This is a genomic window from Chryseobacterium populi (genome assembly GCF_000282115.1).
Lineage (GTDB): Bacteria > Bacteroidota > Bacteroidia > Flavobacteriales > Weeksellaceae > Chryseobacterium > Chryseobacterium populi.
Window position 1 is genome coordinate 85,344 of the sequence record NZ_AKJY01000035.1, and the last position, 20,840, is coordinate 106,183.

The following is a 20,840-nucleotide window of genomic DNA, read 5'->3' on the forward strand; positions in this document are numbered from 1 at the left end:
TTATGAAGTTAGCAGAAATATCGATTAAAAGACCTTCGTTAGTTATTGTACTGTTTACAATTCTTACGTTGGGAGGTATCCTGAGTTACACGCTCATGGGATACGAATTGATTCCGAAGTTTGAAACCAATATGGTTACCATTTCTACGGTTTATCCGGGAGCATCACCTGCTGAGGTGGAAACTTCCGTGACCCGGAAGATTGAAGATGCCGTTGGTTCTTTGGAAAATGTGAAAAAAGTAGAATCCTCATCTTACGAGAGTTTATCTGTAATTATGGTTCAGCTGAATGACGGAGCAGATGTAGATTATGCTTTGAATGATGCTCAGAGAAAGGTGAATGCTATTCTGGCAGATCTTCCGGATGATGTGGACGCACCGTCTTTGAATAAGTTCTCTCTGGATGATTTACCCATTATCACAATGAGTATTTCATCAGATAAACTGAACAGTAAAGACCTGTATGACCTTTTAGATAAAAAAATAGAACCTATTTTCTCCCGTGTAAACGGAGTAGCGCAGGTTGATCTTGTGGGCGGACAGGAAAGAGAGATCCAGGTGAATCTTGATGAGAAAAAACTACAGGGTTACGGGCTTTCAATCGGAGATGTACAGCAGTCTATCCTTTCATCAAACCTTGACTTCCCGACAGGTAGCTTGAAAACAAGAACTACAAAATCTACGATCAGATTATCAGGAAAGTATAAATCGGTAGCAGAAATGAACAATCTTGTTGTTTCCAGTAAAAATGGAGCTCAGGTTCGTCTGTCTGATATTGCAACGGTTTTTGATGCTCAGAAAGATGTTGAAAAAGTAGCGAGATTCAATCAGTTTCCGACGATTTTAATGCAGGTTAAAAAACAATCTGATGCGAATGCGGTAGCGGTATCTGAAAGTGTACAGAAAACCATTGAAACTGTTCAGAAAAACTATTCAGCACAGGGAGTTAAAGTTAAAATTGTAAATGACACGACCGACTTTACCCTGGAATCTGCCAACCACGTTATTTTTGACCTGTTCTTAGCGATTATTCTTGTGGCAATTGTGATGCTATTATTCCTTCACAGTATCAGAAATGCATTTATCGTAATGGTTTCTATTCCGGCTTCATTGATTGCAACGTTCATCGGGATGAATTTAATGGGATACACCTTAAACTTAATGAGTTTATTAGGACTATCGCTCGTGGTAGGTATTCTTGTGGATGACGCGATCGTTGTACTGGAAAACATTTACCGTCACATGGAAATGGGGAAAAGCAAGATCAGGGCGGCATATGACGGAGCTTCAGAGATTGGGTTTACCGTAGCTGCCATTACATTGGTAATTGTGGTGGTATTCTTACCGATTGCGATGAGTTCAGGGCTTGTAGCAAATATCCTCGGTCAGTTCTGTGTCACGGTGGTTATCGCAACGATGTTGTCATTGCTGGCCTCATTCACCATTATTCCTTGGTTATCATCAAGATTTGGTAAGCTGGAACATTTAACAGGTAAAAACTGGTTTCAGAAATTCATCCTTTGGTTTGAAGATTTAATTGACAAATTCACCCACTGGATCACAGGAATCCTTGAATGGTGTCTGAAAACAACTTTAAGAAGAATATCAACAGTAGTGATCACTTTTATTGTTTTGATTTCCTCATTTATGCTGGTGGCGTTCGGATTCATCGGTGGTGAATTCTTCCCTCCGATAGACCGTGGTCAGTTCCTTGTTCAGATGGAATTATCAAAAGATGCAACAATTGAAAAAACAAACCAGCTGACATTAGATGTTGAGAAATTCTTAAGAAATGATAAAGATGTTGTGGACCTGATTACCACAGTGGGGCAGCAGTCTACAGGTTTCGGCGGTGCTCAGGCAACAACATACCAGTCTGAAGTTCAGGTAAACCTGACAGATAAGTCTGAACGCCCTGAAAGTACTAATATTAAAGCGGCAAAAGTAAAAAGAGCTTTAGAAGAAAAATTCACCGGAGTTGAGTTTAAAACTGCTCCAATCGGTATTCTGGGTGCTGAAAATGCGCCGATCGAAATGGTAGTAACGGCACCGGATAATGCAATAGCAGTAAAAGAAGCGACAAGAATTTTAGAGCTTTTGAAAAAAGTTCCGGGCGCAGTAGATGCCGAATTGTCAACAGACACGGGTAATCCAGAGGTTCAGGTGAATATCGACAGGGATAAAATGGCTTCATTAGGCTTAAACCTTTCAAGTGTAGGACAGACTATGCAGACCGCATTCAACGGAAATACAGACGGGAAGTTCAGAGCCGGAGAATATGAATATGACATCAATATCCGTTTCGCAGATAACAGCAGAAAATCAATTGATGATGTTAAAAACCTGATGTTTACCAATCCTCAGGGAGAGCAGATCCGTTTAAGCCAGTTTGCTGATGTAAATATGGGATCAGGACCGAGCTTGCTTGAGCGTAGAGATAAATCACCTTCCGTGAAAGTAAGAGCTAAAGCTGTTGGTAGACCGGTAGGTGACGTAGCAAACGAATGGGCTGCACAGTTTATGGATAATAAGAACAAGCCTGTAGGAGTAGATTACATCTGGAGCGGGGATATGGAAAACCAGCAGGAAGGTTTCGGTACGTTAGGAATTGCTTTGTTGGCGGCTATCGTATTGGTATACCTGGTAATGGTTTCATTGTACGACAGTTTTGTATATCCGTTCGTAGTATTGTTCTCCATTCCGTTGGCGATGATCGGGGTAATGGTGATCCTTGCCTTAACTGCCAATTCATTGAACATCTTTACGATGTTGGGAATGATCATGTTGATCGGTCTGGTTGCGAAGAACGCGATTTTGATTGTCGACTTTACGAATGCAAGAAAAGCCGCGGGCGCAAATACGCATGATGCTTTAGTACAGGCAAACCATGCACGTCTTCGTCCGATCCTGATGACAACGATTGCGATGATCTTCGGTATGTTACCGATTGCCCTCGCAACAGGAGCGGGAGCGGAGTTTAACAAGGGGCTTGCATGGGTAGTTATCGGTGGTTTGACATCGTCTCTCTTCCTTACTTTGATTATCGTACCGGTAGTGTACTCCCTGTTTGATTCTGTTCTGAGAAGAATGGGTAAACATGAAAAAGTAGATTACGAGGCTGAGATCAAAGCTGATTACGTACACAAAGAACTAAGTGATGACGGGTACACTCCTAAACACATAGACTAAATATATAATAACCTTAATTAACCGAAAACCGTATCAATTTTGATACGGTTTTTTGTTTTAAATTATTTTTTCAATTTACTATTTATGATTTTAATGACTCTTCCTGTTCCAATCAATTGTGAACTTTCATAAAATTTGAAGCCCATTCCTGCTTTTAATTTTCCATAAAAATATTCCTGAGATAGTATGTCTACTTCTGCATTAACAATATCTCCTGGAAAAGCATAATTAGTATCAATATAAATCTGGCGATGAGATGTTTGGTAATCGTCAAAATTGAAAACCAATTGTGATCTGTAATCACTTTTAACGTGATGCGTTCTTCCACCTTCATTTTCTTTATTGAAATAAATTTGAGCAATAAAATCACATTTTGAATTTTCAGTTTCTAATTTATTTTCATGGAAATATTCATATGCATGGCCTTCCAAATCTCCACCCTCAGAAATTAAATTATTTTCTTCATCATAAATTTTAAAAACTTCTTGTGAATTTCCAATACTTGCAGAACCATCTAAGCCAAGTAAAATTGTATAAAAAGTATCTGTTAAAAGGTTAGAAATTGTTTGCTTTAATTTTTCAGTTTTAATCTCATCAAGATTTAAGTCTTTAATTTTTGTTTTAAAATCTGAATCTAAAATGTTTTGTTTTTCAATGTAAAAGTTTTTTACGAATTCTTCAGTGGTCATTTGTTTAATTAATATTTCTTTTTTTATGTTTTCCGTTATAATCTTCGTTGCTGACATAAACATCTCTGGCGCTGAAATATACTTAATTTTATACATTTCGCATTCTTATTATATAGAATTAAAATAAGATTCATTATTCATATTTAAAAAAACAACGAACGAAATGTCCATATCAACAAGAAGATAGTGTCATTCGTTTATTTTTTAGCCATAAAAAAAGCTTCCAGAATAAACCGGAAGCCTTTGCTTATTTTTATAAGGAAATTAATCTGCCATGGCCTCACCAGACTTTCTGTAGATGAAACTTCCATAAATGTGTCTTCTTGCAAAACGGCTCGGAGAATCGGCATTGACCATTTTTATATAAGTATTTCTCGGAACACCAATATATTCATACATTTTTCCATTCAAATGCTGAACAGTCAGGATCTGTTTTTCAAAATAGAAATCCTGAATGTTAGATTTTGTTGTGGTTTCAGTATATTCTTCTTTATATTTTTCCTGAGTTTCCGGGTTGATGCTCACCAAAAAATGATAAGCTTCAATCACAGATTTGCTTTTTTCTTCAGCCTCCAGTTTCCCGGCTTCGTCGTTAACAAATTTATCAGGATGCGAATCTTTCATCGTATTTCTGTAAATTGTTTTTAATTCTTTTAAAGTAACGGTTTTATCGACCCCAAGAAGCTTTCTGTGTTCACCGACTCTTTTCATATGTAGATATTTATTGATTTTTAAGGTCATATGCAGTCAATATTTTCGTAGGTACTTGCTTGTACAGTATTTTATAGACAAGTTTACATCTGAATCCTTATTTCGGGGTGCAAAATTAGGGAATTAAATTCTAAAAATCATAAGTTATTCATTATTAATTTATTTGAAAATGTATTGTGATCTATTTGTGAGCATTAGTGTGAAAAATTAGTGGCATTTGTGTTTAAGCTTAATCAAGATAACTCACATCCATGATTCCTCTTTTTAAGGTCACGATAATGGTATCATTAGTTTTAAGTTCAAAAACAGACTTTAAATTTTTCTTAATTCGGTAGTTGTTAATCTTATCAATCTCATTATCAGAATGAATAAAGGTTTTACTTTTTAGCCAGAAAACTTGTTGCTCTTTGTGGTTTATTACTTCATATATTCTTACAACCTTTTCTTTTTCTGTTTGAGTGTTAACATATAACAGAAATTTGTCAATAAGACCACGGAGGCCAAAACACCCAAGTGTCAAAAATAGAATGACAAGTGGTAAATTTGAGAAATCCTTTCTTTTAGATTTAATGATTAGGAATAGATAAACAATCAAAAGAAAGATAAATGGAATAATTGTATACTTCCAGGAATCATCTTTAAAGGTGCTAAGATCAGAATCCAGATATTTTTCCTTGATTGTTGGTTCGAACAGAAAAATGAACACACAAAAAAACAGCCCTGTAATAATTAAAAATATTACCTGGCTCTTTAATATTTTTGGCATTAGTTTATTTGTTGTATTCAACTTATATAATATTCTTAAGCCTTACATACTGCAACAGCATAATCGTTTTGGCATCTTTAATTTCACCCGTGTCAATCATAGTAAGGGCATCGTTAATAGAAAATTCCAGAACCTCAATATCTTCACCTTCTTCCTCAAGTCCGCCGCCATCTGCGGTTTTCATTTCTTTGGAATATTCAGCGATAAAAAAATGAATGATTTCAGTAACTGAGCCGGGCGACATATAAGATTCAAAAACCTTTTCAACTTTTGAGATTTTATAGCCGGTTTCTTCCTCAGTTTCCCGTTTTATACATTTCTCGGGGTTATCATTGTCGAGTAATCCGGCACAGGTTTCAATCAGCATCCCTGTTGAATTGCCATTAATATAGGTAGGTAGCCTGAATTGTCTGGTTAAAATAACAGTGCTTAAATTTTTATTGTAGAGCAGGATAGTGGCTCCATTTCCTCTGTCATAGGCTTCCCTGTTTTGGATCTCAGTAGAGCCATCCTTTTTAGTTTTTTCATAGGTAACTTTATTTAAGATGTACCAGTTATCTGATAAAATTTCTGTTTTTACAATTTTTATATTACTATTTTGCATATGGAATATCTTCTATGTTAAAATAAATTTTCAAACCTTTTTCTTTAGCAAGTCTTACATCTTCATCTGCTCCTTTTGAAGCTCCTTCCAAGCGCAAGACAGCATCACATTTTTCCAGAATGCGATGAGCAATAGGATATTGTATTTCCTGCCATGCCTTATCACCGGGGTGAGTTGAGCCTGCAAGATTAATTAATGGTAATGCAAGCCACTCTCCAATCATGGGAATATGCCCTTTTCTGAAAATAGGCAGCGCTGCTGATTCAAGATTGTTCATATTCTGTTGTATTAACTCAGGATCATCATTTGTCCCGCTTCGGTATGGTCCGGCAATAAGTATAAGCATAATTTTTTTTGAGTAAAATAACAGAATTTAAGATATAGAAAAAATAAGATAGTTTAAGAGATACTACTTTTTATGCTTATTTGTTTTAATATTACTTAAGAATTCAGGAGTGATTCCCAGATAGGATGCAATTTGTTTTTGTGTGATTCTTTCCGAAGCCAAAGGGTATTTTTGCAAAAAAGTATAATACCGTTCTTCGGCCGTCTGTGAGAGATTTTCAATAATTCTAAGCTGTTCTCTGATATACGCATTTTGCATCATTATCCTGAAAAACCTTTCAAATTTTGGGATTTTTGAATAGAGTTTATCCAAATCATCTTTCTGTAATTGCAAGACAGTGCTTCCTTCCAATGCTTCAATATTCAGCATTGCAGGTTTCTTATTGATAAAGCAAAACATATCGGTAATCCACCAGTCTGGAAGTGCAAACATGATTGTAGATTCTTTTCCCGCGGCATCCATATAAAAAGCTCTTAAAATACCCGACTGAACAAAGCTGATTTCTTTACAGATTTGTTGTTGCTTAAGAATAAGTTCTTTTTTTTGAATATTTCTTTCTTTTAGTAGAGAAATAAAATAGCAAGCCTCCTCATTATTGAGTGAAACATGCTTAGAGATATTCTTCAAAATTAAATTGTCATTCATGGGTATTTACATCATCATTTATCAGAATTGGTGCTGTTAAAAAGTTCTTTGCAGTAAAAATGTCAGTTTTGAACCTTTGATAAAATCTTCCATAGAAGTATCTTTTGTTGCATTTTTATTGGTCAGTTCTATTAGATACTGTATCGACCCCGGAAGCTTATTGTCTTTACAGATAAGGTTGAATTTTTTTGTCTTGGGATCTGAATCCAGGAAAGAAAGATAATGGGAGCCTTCTATTTTCATATTGCTGACATCAAAAGAAGCACGTGGATCTTTCTGAAGTTTTAAAAATCTTTTTTGTGTTTTGTCTGTCGTTTCATCAAGGAATTTTTCCATCAGATAATCGGTCAGCAATTGAGGATAAATAAGACCTTCCTGTAAAATTAATTTTGTATTCTGGTTCTTTTTATCGTAAAAGATAACTTTGTCATCAAACCTAACCTGAAGATCTGTGACAATTATTTTTCCGGTAAATTTTTTGTAATTTTTCTTCTGATAGTCTTTTTTAAACTGTTCGGCAATAATTTTATCCTTTGTACTCAGCGTTTCTTTTTTCTGGGCAAAGGCATTTACTGACAATGATAAACAAAGACCTAATGAAATTAACAGTTTCATATATTTCATAATTTTATTTATTTCTAGCTATAATAATTAAGGAAAATCTATTTTTTGCTACTATTTATATATAGTATTTCGGGGTTCTTGCCATCAAGATCCCTTTTTGATCTTCCGAATATTCCGATTTCAATATCGTTAGGCGTTTTATTTTCAATTTCTGAAGGGTTTACATAGGTATACATGCCATACCCATGTCCCGAAACAATCCATCCATCAGTTTTGGTTAAATGAATTGTATTGAAATCACCAGCAGGACCACCCGCAAATACAGGTCCAAACTCTTTCATCTGTTTTATTGCTTCATCATTGACTGCTTTTATCGTATCTACATTATCAAAAATAATATAAGTTCCATTTTTGAATAAAACCCAATCTTGAAATTTAGGATTAATCGCAAGTTTTACATTTTCAATTAAATCTGAATTGTTCATTTTTTTTATATTTGAATTTAAAATCTGCTTTTCTCTTAAGTTTTGAGTGCAGCTTATTAAGCATATTATAAATGTTGCAACAATAGATAATGTCTTCTTCATATATGAAATTAAATTAATCTTTATTTTTGAAGTAGATCTTCCAAAGCTCTCTTTAAATCAGGGAACTTAAACTGAAATCCTTCACTCCCTATTTTCCCGGAAGATACTCTTGAACCTTCAAGCAAAGCATCTGCCAGCTCTCCGAATAATAATTTTAAAACAAATGCAGGAACATTTGGCATAAACACTGGCTTTTTTAAAACTTCTGCAATCTTTTTTGTAAAGTTTTCATTAGTGGTATGCTGTGGTGAGGATGCATTGTACGCCCCTGTTACGTGGGGGTTTTTTAAAGCAAATTCATAAACAGAACAAATGTCATCAACATGAATCCAGGGCATATATTGCTTTCCTGTTCCAAGAGGTGACCCGATACCCAATTGTACAGTTGGCAACATCTTTTTTAAAGCTCCTTCTTTTTCAGAAAGAACAACAGCCGTTCGTACTTTAACCACTCTTTCAGTTAGGTTTTCCTCAAGAAACCGGTCGGCTGCCTGCTCCCAGAAAATCACTACTTTACTGAGAAAGTCACTGCCTTTTTCATCATCTTCTTTATAAATGTTTTCCGTTGTCTGGGTTCCGTAAACATTGATCCCGGATGCGGAAATAAAAGATTTAAGCTTAATATTTTTCTTTTTTAAAGTATCCAGAATCAGTTTTGCAGAATCTATACGGCTGGAAATCAGTTCTTTTTTTCGATCTTCAGTCCATCGTTGCTCAGAAATATTGGCTCCTGCAAGATGGATAATATGGTCAACATTTTCAAAAGCCGATTCATTAATGATCCCTTTTTGTACATTCCATTCATAATCATTATCGCGCTTTTTTTTCCGGGTTAAAAACCTGACCGTATAATCTTTTTCTATTTTCTTCGATAGTTCCTGTGCAATCATGCCACCGGCGCCTGTAATCAAAACAACTTCTTTCATAAATAATTTATTTCGGTTAGAGTGATTATACCTGATTTTTGACAATCAGAATAAAGTCGTCTTCCAGAAATTTATAACCGTAATCATAAATAAACTGATATTCGGAACCGTTCTTATAAACCTTTATATTGGTAAAATAATCAAAATCAAAACCCAAGCCATCAAGTTTTGATCTTGAAATTTTTGTTTTCCCTTCGGTGTTGATTTCTCTGAGGATACGGTAATTTTTACGGAGCTTATTATTGATATTCCGCATCAGGTTACTCGAGTCCTTGTTCTGCTTATTATTATAGGCGTTTCGGCAGGCATCATTGCAGAACTTTTTATCTGACCGGCCGATAATTTTTTCGCCACATTCGAGGCAATTCATAGGATTTATTTTTTCATTTTGTGGGTGTGTTTTTTCTTTTTCAGCAATCTCATAAACCTGATATGGGTAGGATAACTTCTGTTGGTGGTAATATTATTAAAAAATAAAGCCACCAGCAATAAGATAATACATCCTGATAAAACAGGGGAGATGACGTACCAGTATCCCAGTTCAGGAATTTTCCCGGTAGAACTCACAGCAATCAGAGCTGTTGCTCCACCCGGTGGATGCAGGGTTTTAGTATATTGCATCAGTACAATAGAAAAGGCTACCGCCAATGGTGCAGACAGCCAGATAATATCCGGAAATATTTTATAAACCGTAACACCTGCCAATGCCGAAATCACGTGCCCACCTACAAGATTTCTGGGCTGTGCGAGTGGACTTTGAATTGCTCCGTAAATCAGTACACTTGACGCTCCGAAAGAACCAATCAGAAATATGTTTTCAGCCTGTAATAACGAGTGTGACTGGATGAATGCAATAATTCCAATGCCAAAAAATGCTCCCAGAAATGACCAGAAATGCTCTTTATAATCGACAAGCGTTTCTTTATAAATTACATATTTTGAAACCCTGAATGTTCTTTTTATGGTCTTCTTCATTTATTCTTCTTAATTATTGATCAACGGAATTAAATTTTCTATAAAAGTTTTGGTATAATAGCCTTCTTCATCATAATCGGGATCTAAAATAGTAATTTCAATTCCGAAACACCGGTCATTATTAATAAGAGGTTTCAGAATTTCTTTAAGATTTTCATAATCAATTCCGTCTTCCATTCTGCTGTCAACGGCAGGCATAATTTCATCTTTCAAAACGTCAACATCAAGATGGATAAAGAAGCCATCCAGATTTTGGGCAATTACTAATTGTAAAAAATCTTCAGATGTTTTTCTGAAACCATTTTTCCTGAGGCTTTCAATATCAAAATAATGGATCTCAGAATTTAGGATCTGTTCCACATATTCATCATCATCTGTCTCTGCATTTCCGACGCAGAATATATTTTCCTCATAGAAATAAGGTTTGAGATGATGGATATCGGTGAGCTTTTCATGCCCTATTCCGGAGACGATCGCCAGATCCATTCCTGCTACACCACCACTTGGAGAAAGCCCTGGTGGAATGAAATCGGTATGCCCGTCCAGATAAAAAAGTCCGAAATTTCCAAGCTGTTTCAGGGCAATTGCATTTCCTATTAAAATACTGCAATCACCTCCCAGAATAATATTGAATGTGCTTTTATCGTAATTCCTAAGAACAAGTTCTGCTTGCTTCTTAGCATACTCAATAATTTTGTCAGAATTTTTAACACCGGTTTCTTCATCAAAATCCATTGAATATTCCGGTGAATCCAGTCTGAAAATATTTTTAGGATCAATTCTTTTATGAAAATCAAATCTTCTGAGCCAATCCGGAAGCTTTTTTACGCCGGGCTCAATTTCGTGTTCTTTTTTCGTAAGTCCCAAATTGAGGGGAAACTCAAAAATATTGATATCCCTTTTCATAAATTGATATTTAGTCAAAGATACAGAATTATCCGTTTTCAAACGGTTGAGAATTTGTTAATCTTTCCGTATAAATCTTTTGTATACAGTTTTAAAATTATTCGGTGAATTTTAAATAATTGATCAGCAAAGCAGATTGGAGGATATCAATATTTTTACCCGTTTACAAACGACTACAAATGAACTTAAATAGTTTTATACCGGCTTTAGTTTGAGAGTTATGCAATCTTTGCAACAGAGATTAGAGAAAACAGTGAACGTCTCTGATCTGAATAATTAATCTTTAAAAATTTTATAGTTATGTCACTAAGAAACAAAGTAACATTAATTGGTTACACAGGAAAAGAAGTTGAAATTGTAAACTTCGATAACGGAAATGTAAAAGCAGGTGTGTCTTTGGCAACAAGCGATCATTACACCAATGCGAAAGGTGAAAAAGTGGAAGAAACACAATGGCACAATCTCGTAGCTTTTGGAAAAGTAGCGGAAATTTTTCAGAAATATGTTCCGAAAGGGAAAGAAATTGCTATTGAAGGAAAACTTACGTACAGATCTTATGATGATAAAGATGGGGTAAAGAAATATATTACCGAGATCAGAGTCGATGAGATTCTTCTTTTAGGAGGAAAATAATACTAATCAAAAAAACGCAGATGATGAAAATAAAAGTTTTTACCATAAGATTGGGCAAAGAATTTTTACATAAAGATCAAAAATCACTGGATCATTTTCTTGCCAGTCATGAGATTATAAAAGTGGAAACAGCTTTTGTAAATAACGAAAATTACTGGTCGGTAGTACTGTATTTTGAAGAACTTAAGCCCATGTCGGCCAGCAGTGTTAAAGAATCTAAAACGATCAAATATTCAGCGGAAAATGATATTCTGAGTTTTGATGAAGAAAAGATTCTGAGTGCCTTAAAACTATGGCGGTCTGAAAAAGCCAAAGAACAAAACCTGCCTACTTACTTTATAGCCAGTAATAAGGAACTGATGTCTGTTGCTAAATATAAACCGGCTAAAAAAGAAGAATTATTGGATATTAAAGGTTTCGGAAAGCACAAAATAGAAAATTACGGCGAGGAGATATTAGAAATCCTTGAAAATGTCTGAGTTTAAAAAGAATGGCTCTAAGGCACAAATGATGAGACCATTCAGATGGGCCGGAGAAAATTATTTCTCCGGTTTTTATGTTGTAAGTTAAAAGTCCTTTCAATTCCTTATTTTTGCAAATACTTATCATTATCAATTATAAAATGAAGCCAAGTTTAGCAAAAGGGACGAGAGATTTTACAGCACAGGAAGTTTCAAGAAGGAAGTATATCATTAATATTTTACAGAATAATTTTGAATTATTCGGATTTCAGCCGCTGGAAACACCAAGCTTTGAAAATCTTTCAACATTAACAGGGAAATACGGAGAAGAAGGCGATCGCCTTATTTTTAAAATTTTAAATTCGGGAGATTATACTTCTAAAGTGCATCAGGCAGACTGGGAAAATAAAAGCCATCAGAAATTAACTTCCCAGATTTCAGACAAAGCTCTTCGCTATGACCTTACCGTACCTTTTGCAAGATTTGTTGCTATGAATCATGGGAAATTAACCTTTCCCTATAAGCGATACCAGATTCAACCGGTTTGGAGAGCAGACCGTCCTCAGAAAGGAAGGTTCAGAGAATTCTATCAGTGTGATGCAGATGTTGTAGGAAGCGAAAGCCTTTTACAGGAAGTAGAACTGGTTCAGCTGTATTTAAAATCGTTTTCAGATCTGAAAGTTCCGGTTACTATTCATGTGAACAACAGAAAAATTCTTTCCGGTCTGGCAGAATATGCAGGAATTACCGATAAGCTGATAGATTTTACCGTAGCTCTTGATAAATTAGATAAAATCGGTAAAGAAGGCGTTGTTAATGAATTATTGGAAAGAGGAATTGTTCAGGAATCTATTGATAAGCTGGATTTCTTGTTTACCCAATCTGATGATGCTTTGGAAAACCTTCTTCAGCTGAAAGAAAAATTTGCAGGAAATGGAATCGGATTAAAAGGTGTTGAAGAATTGGAATTTGTATTGACACAATCTTTAAGCCTTGGCGTGAATATTGAGAATTTGGTTTTTGATATCACTCTGGCTAGAGGACTGGATTATTATACAGGAGCTATTTTCGAGGTAAAAGCAGATGAAGTACAGATGGGTTCTATCGGAGGGGGAGGAAGATACGATAACCTTACGGAAGTTTTCGGAGTGAAAAATATCCCGGGAATCGGAATTTCCTTTGGATTAGACAGAATTTACCTGGTGCTGGAAGAATTAGGCCTTTTCCCTGAAGAAGCTTCATCCAATGTAGAATATCTGTTTGCTAATTTCGGTGGCGACGAAACTCTGGAAGCTTTAAAACTGATTATGCAGCTGAGAGCAAAAGGAATTTCTGCAGAACTTTATCCTGAAAATGCAAAGCTGAACAAACAGTTCACTTATGCAGAAAAGAAAGGAATAAGAAACCTTGTCTTCTTAGGCGAAGAGGAGATTAAAAATAAAAGAGTAACCTTTAAAAATCTTGAAGCCGGGGAACAGAAAACGATTTCCCTGGAAGAGTTTTTAAGTTAAAAATAAAAAGCATTGTCTATTTTGATAATGCTTTTGTTTTGATGGTTACGTAAATGACTCTGATGAAAAATGAAAGAAAAAATTTCTTCGGATATTCTGGAAAAATGGCTCAAAGGTTGGACCCTGTCAAGAAATAAGCCTTTGCCGGTTAAATATAAATCAGGATTTAAAGTTGAGGTTGGAGATCCTGAACAAAAATCCCGTTATGTATTTGCTGAACCCAATGAGGACTTCATCCAATTGGCAAAATCGGTTGATGAGCCCTGGGTTTTTCTGAAAGTCTGTACTTCTTCCGATAGATTCAAAAATAATATACCTGATAAATGGAAGACTCAGCCACAAGGCTATATGATGTCATGCTTTCAACCCATGCATACTCCCAATATTGATCTGCATGAGGATTATCTATTGGAATATGACCATTACAATTCAACATCTGTTGTCAAAATACTGAGTAAAACAGGAGAATTAGCTTCAATAGGCCGTGTTGTTATCGTCGATGATCTCGCTATCTATGACAGGATCTCTACTGAAAGCAACCACAGAAGAAAAGGGCTTGCTTCTTTCCTGATGAAAGAACTTGAAAAAATGGCTCTGTCAAAAAACATTTTAGATAATTTTCTGGTGGCAACAGAAAAAGGCAGGTCTTTATACGAATCATTAGGCTGGGAATTTTACAGTTCTTATACTTCAATCGTGATTCCCGGGAGGGCTTAAATTTTTGATCTGCATGAAATGATATTCGTAAAGAAGTAGTAATTTAGGCCTCATAAACTATTACTATGAGCGAGCGATCAAGATTTGACGAAATAAAAGACGAACTGGAAAAATTAGATGTCAATCCTACATTTTTTGCAAGAAAAGAGATTCGTGAGTTACCCAACGTTCTTTCAACGGACGAAAGAATCGTTTATCTGGTTGAAGGCCGGAATAAAACCACCAAGCATCACATTATTTTAGTAGCTACAGACAGAAGACTGATTTTTGTTGATAAAGAAATGCTGTACGGATTAAAGGTGGAAGACTTTTCGTATGATAAAGTCACCTCAATACAGTATGAGAAAGAGTTGATGCTGGCTTCAATAGATATTAAAGTTTCAGGAGATATTGTTGAGATTGATGGAGTAGGCAAGTATGAGGCAGAATTGTTCTGCGAGAAAACAAGAGATTTTATGTCGCGTCCGAAAGAGTATTTTCAACCTAAAACAAAACCTTCAGTATTAGATCAACTGGAACAATTGGGAAAACTTAAAGAAAATGGAGTTTTAACAGAGGAGGAATTCTTGGAACAAAAGGCTAAACTTCTTGAAAAATTGTAATATCCGAAAATAAAGCCTGAAAAGGTAATTAAAAGGTTACCAAATAATTTTAAATAAATTTCTGATATATGAAAGTGTATCACAAATAATAAAAAACTAATGGAAAACTATCTTGAAATCAATAAAAATTCATGGAATGCCAAAGTCGAGCCCCATCTGAAATCAGACTTCTACTTTGTGAAAGAGTTTTTAAATGGAAAAAGCTCATTGAATTCAATTGAGCTGGATCTTTTGGGAAATATTGAAGGAAAGACGATTCTTCATCTGCAGTGCCACTTTGGGCAGGATTCTATTTCCTTATCAAGGTTAGGAGCAAAAGTTACCGGAATAGATTTGTCAGACAAAGCGATTGAAACAGCAAAAGATCTGGCTAAAAAATGCGGAACTGACACAGAGTTTATCTGTTCGGATGTCTACAACCTTCCGAATGTTCTAGATCAGAAATATGACATTGTTTTTACAAGCTACGGGACCATCGGCTGGCTTCCCGATCTAAACCAATGGGCAAATGTGATTCAGCATTTTCTAAAACCCGGCGGGCAATTTGTAATGGCAGAATTTCATCCTGTAATCTGGATGTTTGATGATGATTTCGAAAGAGTGGGTTATAACTATTTTAATGAAAAGCCAATTGTAGAAACCTATGAAGGAACGTATGCCGACCGTTCTGCAGATCTTGTTCAGGAATATGTGATGTGGAACCATTCCCTGGCAGAAGTTCTTCAGAATTTAATTAAAAATAACCTGGAGATAGAAAAATTCCAGGAATTTGACTGGTCACCTTATCCCTGCTTTAAACATATAACAGAGTTTGAAAAAGGAAAATGGCGGATAGAAAAATTCGGGAATAAGGTACCGATAGTTTATGGAATCTCAGCACAAAAAAAGTCATCGTAATATTAAACTACGATGACTTTCTATATATGAATGTTAAAAAAACTAGTCTTAATTTAAAGAATCTTCAGCTTTTGTTTTTACTTCGTCAACCTTAGACTGAACCTGGGAAGCTACATCATTTGCCTTATTCTTAAGATCATTTCCCCATTTGTTAAGATTATCCTTAGCATTGTTAATTTTATCCTTTACCGCTTGTTGCTGTTCCGGAGTTGATTTTTTATATTTCCAATATGCCAAAGCACCTAAACCTAATAAAGCCAGTAAGCCATTTGTTTTATTTCCCATGATTTCTATTTTTTTAAGTTAATATAAGATTTGTTATATAAATAAACATGTAAAATACGTGCCAAAAAAATAGATTGAATGATAAAATAATGTTAAATTAATTGAAAACTTCAAAATTTTCTCCATCAAAACTTGCAAAAACCATAGTGGGGTAAGAATCCTGATGAAAAATATTTCCGTTTTTATCAATAGCAATGGCGCCTGCAAACCCATCAATTATTTTAAGCTCTTCAAAAGTTTTGCTGAAAGCATTTTCAAGGCTCATTCCGTCGGTTACCCTTGTTACAATTTTTGTGGCGGTAGCATTGCTTACAATGTCTTCTCCTACACCTGTACAGCTTACCGCACAATATGAATTGGCATAATTTCCTGCCACAGTGGCAGAGTCAGAAATTCTTCCCGGAATTTCAAAACCTTTTCCCCCGGTGGAAGTAGCTACTGCCAGTTTGCCATCTCTATCAATAGCAACACAGCCTACGGTTCCTTTTCCACCGTTGCCCAGTTTTGCTTCATATTCCCTTCTTCTTTGAGGAATTTCAGTAGAAAAATTTTCAAAACCATGTTCTGAAGCATACCTTTTTGCTCCGTTTCCCCCTAAAACCCTGTCATCCTCCTTCATTAATTCTTTTGCAATGAAAACCGGGTTTTTTACATTCTGGATATTGATTACACCGCTTAGTTTCTGAGTTTCACCATTCATAATGGCTGCGCTCATACGGATGATCCCATCGCTTTGAATCTGGGAACCAATTCCTGCATTAAACAGTTCATCATCTTCCAGAAGAGAAACAGCATAGGCTACCGTATCGAAAGAAGAATGTGACTGAAGATATTCAAAAGCCTTTTGGGCTATATTTTTTAAGGAATTTTGTTTGGCTGTCTTTACTTCGTGACTTTGATCGCTTTCAGAAAAGAAACCACCGTGAATGATTATTTTCATATTGTATTTATATAGTCAATTATGAATCGTCAGTTTTTAAAGCTTAATATAAAAATAGGTGCTGATAAAATTTACCGTTCACCATTACCAATTCACTTCTTTATTTGTCTTGTGGGATCGGGTTAAACTGCGAATTTTCTATCGTAAGCGTTTTGGTTGTAAGATCATAGTGATCATTCATCGACATGACATGTACCGTTAAATTATCAATAGAAATGGGCTCACCCAGATTGATATTGGTGAGGTTGGTATCTTTGATAAACCTTCCGTCTACAATAATAACAAGGCCTGAACCTACTGCTGTCATCACATCATTATAGATAAAAAGTCCGGTATCTTCACCTAGGCCAATACCCAGTGTTCTTGGATTGTTGACCACGGCCTGGAAAAGACGTCCGATTCTTCCCCGCTGTACAAAATGAGTATCGATAATAACGTTATCAATAAGCCCCAATCCTTGTGTTGTTTTGATTTCTCCTTTTAACAGTGCTTCAGAACTGCTTCCCTGGTAGATCATGTTTTCTGATGCAGCAGCAGCTCCGGCAGAAGTTCCCGAATAAATAAAATCCTGTTCCTGATATTTCAGTAAAATGGTATCGTGAAATCTTGTTCCACCGAGAATAGAAGTCAATCTTAGCTGGTCTCCACCGGTAAACATGACTACGTCTGCTGCACTGGCTCTTGCGACCATTGCATCAGAATTGGCTTCTTCACGGTTGTGGATATCAAGAATATTTACGTTTTTAGCCCCCAGAAACTCAAACGCTTTTTTATATTCTGTTCCTACGATTTGAGGAATTTGTGAAGCTGTGGTGATAATTTCTATTACAGAATTTTCTTTATGCTTAGATTCATTGATTATCTTTCGTAAAATACCTCTTTCAAAAAAGTTAAGGTTTTTCTCTATATTTTGATCAAAATCGGTTTCTGCAAAGCTTCCTTTATTTACAGCACCTCCGATAACAATTAATTTTCCAACGGGTTTCATCATAGGATGCAAAGTTAAAAAATAATTAATATTTAACGAAATATCAGTAGCATTTAAATTGATTTTGAGGATTTTAAAATTACTAATATTATTTAACTTTTTTTTGATAAATCTTTAAGTATGCTATGGTTTTGTTTATGCTTTTACATTATCTTTGATTTTAGAAGAAGTTATTGTTAACTAAGAAAATGCAAATTGACTATGAAAATTGAGAAGATACAGGCGTTGCGTGGTCCTAATATCTGGAGCATAAGAAGGAAGAAACTGATACAGATGAGGTTGGATCTTGAAGAAATGGAAAATTTCCCCACCAATAAAATTGAAGGATTCAGAGAAAGAATAGAAAAACTCATTCCATCACTGATCACGCACAGGTGTTCGGAAGGGGTAGAAGGCGGTTTTTTCCACCGGGTAGAAACAGGAACCTGGATGGGGCATGTTATTGAACATATTGCACTGGAAATCCAGACACTGGCAGGAATGGACGTAGGCTTCGGAAGAACCCGTGAAACAAAATCGCCGGGAATTTATAATGTTGTATTTAATTATATTGAAGAAAATGCAGGAATCTATGCTGCTGAAGAAGCCGTAAAAATTGCTGAAGCTTTGATTGAAGACAGAGAATATGATTTAAACACCTGCATCCATACATTAAAAGAAATCAGGGAACGTGTTCGTTTGGGCCCTTCAACCGGAAGTATTGTTGAAGAAGCAGTTTCCCGGAGAATCCCGTGGATCAGATTGGGAACCAATTCTTTAGTACAGCTCGGATATGGAGTTAATCAGCAGAGGTTTCAGGCAACGATTACCGGAAAAACAAGTTCAATTGCGGTAGATATTGCATGCAATAAAGAGCTGACGAAAAAAATGCTTCACGATGCAGCTATTCCTGTTCCGATCGGGGATCTGGTGGTCGATGAAGAAGATCTGGAAAAAGTCATTAAAAAAATAAATTATCCCGTTGTTTTAAAGCCTTTGGACGGAAACCACGGAAAAGGCTCATCCATCAATGTAAATGATTGGGAAACGGCAAAAACAGGGTTGGAACATGCTCAGAAATATTCCAGGAAAGTAATTGTAGAAAAATACATTACCGGATATGATTTCAGGGTTTTGGTGATCGATAATAAAATGGTTGCTGCCGCAAGAAGAGTTCCTGCTCATATTGTGGGTGATGGTGAGCATAATCTTCAGCAATTAATTGACAAAGAAAATAAGGATCCGAGAAGAGGATATGGTCATGAAAATGTACTGACGGAAATAGAAATAGATAAAGATACCCTCGAGCTTCTGGATAAACTTCAGTATACCCTTGAAACTGTTCCTCAAAAAGGAGAAATCGTTTATCTGAAATCTACAGCAAATCTTTCTACCGGCGGAACATCAATTGATGTCACTGATATGGTTCATCCGGAAAATATCACAATGGCAGAAAGGATCTCTAAAATTATTGGCCTTGATGTTTGTGGAATTGATATTATGGCTGAAAATCTTACACAACCCCTTAAAGAAAGCGGTGGTGCCATTATAGAAGTAAATGCTGCACCCGGGTTCAGAATGCACCTGGCCCCAAGTGAAGGGCTTCCGAGAAATGTAGCAGCTCCTGTTGTAGATATGCTTTATCCTGCGGGAAAACCTTTTACCATCCCGATTATTGCAGTAACAGGAACAAACGGCAAAACCACCACGACAAGATTAATTTCCCATATCGTTAAAAATAATGGCTACAGAGTAGGTTTTACAACTTCTGATGGAATTTATATTCAAAATACAATGCTGACGAAAGGAGATACCACAGGACCTCTTTCGGCTGAATTTGTCCTGAAGGATCCAACAGTAGAATTTGCCGTTCTGGAAACTGCCAGAGGCGGAATTTTACGTTCAGGCTTGGGCTTTTCTCAATGTGATATCGGAGTTTTAACCAACATCAAAGAAGATCATTTGGGAATGAATGATATTCATAATCTGAAAGACCTGACCAAAGTAAAAAGAGTAGTTCTTGACAGTGTAAAGAAAAACGGTTGGAGTGTAATGAACGCGGATGACGAATATTCCATGAGAATTGTGAATGATCTCGACAGCAGTGTTGCGATCTTCAGTATGGATGAAAATAACCCGCATATCAGAAAGTTTGCAAAAGAAGGAAAGATCACCTGTGTGTATGAGGAAGGGTTTGTAACGATCAAAAAAGGAGACTGGAAAATACGTATCGGAAAAGCAAAAGACTTCCCGATCACGATGGAAGGAAAAGCCAGGTTCATGATTGAAAATGTTTTGGCAGCCAGTTTAGCATCTTATTTATACGGTTTTGGGATTGAAGACATCTCAAATTCTCTGAGGACATTTCTTCCAAGTGCTCAGCTTACTCCCGGCAGGCTGAATATTTTTAAGTTCAAAAGCTTTAAAGTTTTAATTGATTTTGCCCATAATCCGGCCGGATATGAAGCTATTGAAGATTATCTGAAAAATGTGGAGTCTACCAAAAAGATTGGGATTATTTCCGGGGTAGGAGACAGAAGGGATGAAGATATCAAGCTTTGCGGGAAAATCGCAGGAAGGATGTTTGACTATATTATCATCCGAAATGAAAAACACCTTCGCGGAAGAAAAGAAGAAGAAATCAACGGACTGATCATAGACGGGATTCACGAAGCAGGAAAGGATGTGAGCTATGAAATCATCCCGAAAGAAATTGAAGCTTTAAAACATGCGATAGGTATGGCCGAAGAAGGTACATTTATTACTGCATTAAGTGATGTGATCTCCAATGCAATAGATCTGGTTCAGGAATACCAGGCAAGAGAATTGCTGGAAGATGATAAGATTTAATAAAAATGACAGATTGACTAGTCCTGAAAAAGGTTGACTAGTTTAATACATCAAATATACTTAAATCAGA

At 35.9% G+C, this 20,840-nt stretch carries 23 protein-coding genes; 8 read left to right on the forward strand and 15 right to left on the reverse strand.

From position 1 onward, the window contains the following. Nucleotides 1–2 precede the first annotated feature (2 nt). On the forward strand, nucleotides 3–3,188 hold the full coding sequence (locus PMI13_RS10735) for an efflux RND transporter permease subunit (RefSeq protein ID WP_007843528.1): 3,186 nt from the start codon (nucleotides 3–5) through the stop codon (nucleotides 3,186–3,188). Nucleotides 3,189–3,250: 62 nt separating this feature from the next. Here PMI13_RS10735 and PMI13_RS21720 read toward each other — a convergent pair whose 3' ends face one another. The 12 genes from PMI13_RS21720 to PMI13_RS10800 form a co-directional block, all read right to left on the reverse strand. Continuing rightward, nucleotides 3,251–3,973 (reverse strand): hypothetical protein, encoded by a 723-nt coding sequence (locus PMI13_RS21720; protein ID WP_007843529.1) that lies wholly within the window; start codon nucleotides 3,971–3,973, stop codon nucleotides 3,251–3,253. Nucleotides 3,974–4,141: 168 nt separating this feature from the next. Further along, nucleotides 4,142–4,588, reverse strand: a complete 447-nt coding sequence (locus tag PMI13_RS10750) for a KTSC domain-containing protein (protein ID WP_007843530.1) — start codon at nucleotides 4,586–4,588, stop codon at nucleotides 4,142–4,144. Nucleotides 4,589–4,817: 229 nt separating this feature from the next. Beyond that, nucleotides 4,818–5,354: a hypothetical protein gene (locus PMI13_RS10755; RefSeq protein ID WP_007843531.1), complete on the reverse strand. Its 537-nt coding sequence runs from the start codon at nucleotides 5,352–5,354 to the stop codon at nucleotides 4,818–4,820. 22 nt (nucleotides 5,355–5,376) lie between these two features. Next, entirely contained in the window at nucleotides 5,377–5,958 is a 582-nt protein-coding gene (nudK, locus tag PMI13_RS10760; RefSeq protein ID WP_007843532.1) for a GDP-mannose pyrophosphatase NudK, read from the reverse strand. Beyond that, nucleotides 5,948–6,304 (reverse strand): DUF4406 domain-containing protein, encoded by a 357-nt coding sequence (locus tag PMI13_RS10765; RefSeq protein ID WP_007843533.1) that lies wholly within the window; start codon nucleotides 6,302–6,304, stop codon nucleotides 5,948–5,950. The genes nudK and PMI13_RS10765 overlap by 11 nt, the downstream gene beginning before the upstream one ends. A gap of 63 nt (nucleotides 6,305–6,367) precedes the next feature. Further along, nucleotides 6,368–6,949, reverse strand: coding sequence for a Crp/Fnr family transcriptional regulator (locus PMI13_RS10770; protein ID WP_007843534.1), 582 nt, complete (start codon nucleotides 6,947–6,949; stop codon nucleotides 6,368–6,370). Nucleotides 6,950–6,985: 36 nt separating this feature from the next. Further along, nucleotides 6,986–7,564 carry a hypothetical protein gene (locus PMI13_RS10775; RefSeq protein WP_007843536.1) on the reverse strand — a complete coding sequence of 193 codons (579 nt, stop codon included), beginning with the start codon at nucleotides 7,562–7,564 and terminating at the stop codon, nucleotides 6,986–6,988. Nucleotides 7,565–7,611: 47 nt separating this feature from the next. Beyond that, a complete protein-coding gene (locus PMI13_RS10780) occupies nucleotides 7,612–8,100 on the reverse strand; it encodes a hypothetical protein (protein WP_007843538.1) in 489 nt (162 codons plus the stop codon). Between the two features lie 20 nt (nucleotides 8,101–8,120). Further along, complete coding sequence (locus tag PMI13_RS10785; RefSeq protein ID WP_007843540.1) at nucleotides 8,121–9,026, reverse strand: TIGR01777 family oxidoreductase; 906 nt, start codon at nucleotides 9,024–9,026, stop codon at nucleotides 8,121–8,123. 25 nt (nucleotides 9,027–9,051) lie between these two features. Further along, the gene (locus tag PMI13_RS10790) at nucleotides 9,052–9,396 is read right to left on the reverse strand and encodes a hypothetical protein (protein WP_007843541.1); all 345 of its coding nucleotides are present in this window, start codon (nucleotides 9,394–9,396) and stop codon (nucleotides 9,052–9,054) included. A 5-nt stretch (nucleotides 9,397–9,401) separates the two neighbouring features. Further along, a complete protein-coding gene (locus PMI13_RS10795; protein ID WP_007843543.1) occupies nucleotides 9,402–10,001 on the reverse strand; it encodes an HPP family protein in 600 nt (199 codons plus the stop codon). Between the two features lie 9 nt (nucleotides 10,002–10,010). Continuing rightward, nucleotides 10,011–10,907, reverse strand: coding sequence for an arginase family protein (locus PMI13_RS10800; RefSeq protein ID WP_007843545.1), 897 nt, complete (start codon nucleotides 10,905–10,907; stop codon nucleotides 10,011–10,013). Between the two features lie 300 nt (nucleotides 10,908–11,207). On the opposite strand from PMI13_RS10800, the gene PMI13_RS10805 reads away from it, so the two are divergent. The 6 genes from PMI13_RS10805 (at nucleotide 11,208) to PMI13_RS10830 (ending at nucleotide 15,728) form a co-directional block, all read left to right on the forward strand. After that, nucleotides 11,208–11,540: a single-stranded DNA-binding protein gene (locus tag PMI13_RS10805; RefSeq protein WP_007843547.1), complete on the forward strand. Its 333-nt coding sequence runs from the start codon at nucleotides 11,208–11,210 to the stop codon at nucleotides 11,538–11,540. Nucleotides 11,541–11,560: 20 nt separating this feature from the next. Further along, the gene (locus PMI13_RS10810; protein WP_007843549.1) at nucleotides 11,561–12,019 is read left to right on the forward strand and encodes an HRDC domain-containing protein; all 459 of its coding nucleotides are present in this window, start codon (nucleotides 11,561–11,563) and stop codon (nucleotides 12,017–12,019) included. A gap of 143 nt (nucleotides 12,020–12,162) precedes the next feature. Then, nucleotides 12,163–13,512 (forward strand): histidine--tRNA ligase, encoded by a 1,350-nt coding sequence (hisS, locus tag PMI13_RS10815; protein WP_007843552.1) that lies wholly within the window; start codon nucleotides 12,163–12,165, stop codon nucleotides 13,510–13,512. A gap of 69 nt (nucleotides 13,513–13,581) precedes the next feature. Continuing rightward, complete coding sequence (locus tag PMI13_RS10820; protein ID WP_007843555.1) at nucleotides 13,582–14,229, forward strand: GNAT family N-acetyltransferase; 648 nt, start codon at nucleotides 13,582–13,584, stop codon at nucleotides 14,227–14,229. A 65-nt stretch (nucleotides 14,230–14,294) separates the two neighbouring features. Further along, the gene (locus PMI13_RS10825) at nucleotides 14,295–14,831 is read left to right on the forward strand and encodes a PH domain-containing protein (RefSeq protein ID WP_007843557.1); all 537 of its coding nucleotides are present in this window, start codon (nucleotides 14,295–14,297) and stop codon (nucleotides 14,829–14,831) included. Nucleotides 14,832–14,930: 99 nt separating this feature from the next. Further along, a complete protein-coding gene (locus PMI13_RS10830; protein WP_007843559.1) occupies nucleotides 14,931–15,728 on the forward strand; it encodes a class I SAM-dependent methyltransferase in 798 nt (265 codons plus the stop codon). A 48-nt stretch (nucleotides 15,729–15,776) separates the two neighbouring features. Here PMI13_RS10830 and PMI13_RS10835 read toward each other — a convergent pair whose 3' ends face one another. The 3 genes from PMI13_RS10835 to PMI13_RS10845 form a co-directional block, all read right to left on the reverse strand. Beyond that, nucleotides 15,777–16,013 carry a YtxH domain-containing protein gene (locus PMI13_RS10835; protein ID WP_007843561.1) on the reverse strand — a complete coding sequence of 79 codons (237 nt, stop codon included), beginning with the start codon at nucleotides 16,011–16,013 and terminating at the stop codon, nucleotides 15,777–15,779. A 97-nt stretch (nucleotides 16,014–16,110) separates the two neighbouring features. Beyond that, nucleotides 16,111–16,953, reverse strand: coding sequence for an isoaspartyl peptidase/L-asparaginase (locus PMI13_RS10840; protein WP_007843564.1), 843 nt, complete (start codon nucleotides 16,951–16,953; stop codon nucleotides 16,111–16,113). A gap of 100 nt (nucleotides 16,954–17,053) precedes the next feature. Next, complete coding sequence (locus PMI13_RS10845; RefSeq protein ID WP_034669712.1) at nucleotides 17,054–17,941, reverse strand: cyanophycinase; 888 nt, start codon at nucleotides 17,939–17,941, stop codon at nucleotides 17,054–17,056. A 201-nt stretch (nucleotides 17,942–18,142) separates the two neighbouring features. Between PMI13_RS10845 and cphA the strand changes: the two genes are divergently transcribed. After that, nucleotides 18,143–20,770, forward strand: a complete 2,628-nt coding sequence (gene cphA, locus PMI13_RS10850; protein ID WP_007843568.1) for a cyanophycin synthetase — start codon at nucleotides 18,143–18,145, stop codon at nucleotides 20,768–20,770. Nucleotides 20,771–20,840 lie beyond the last annotated feature (70 nt).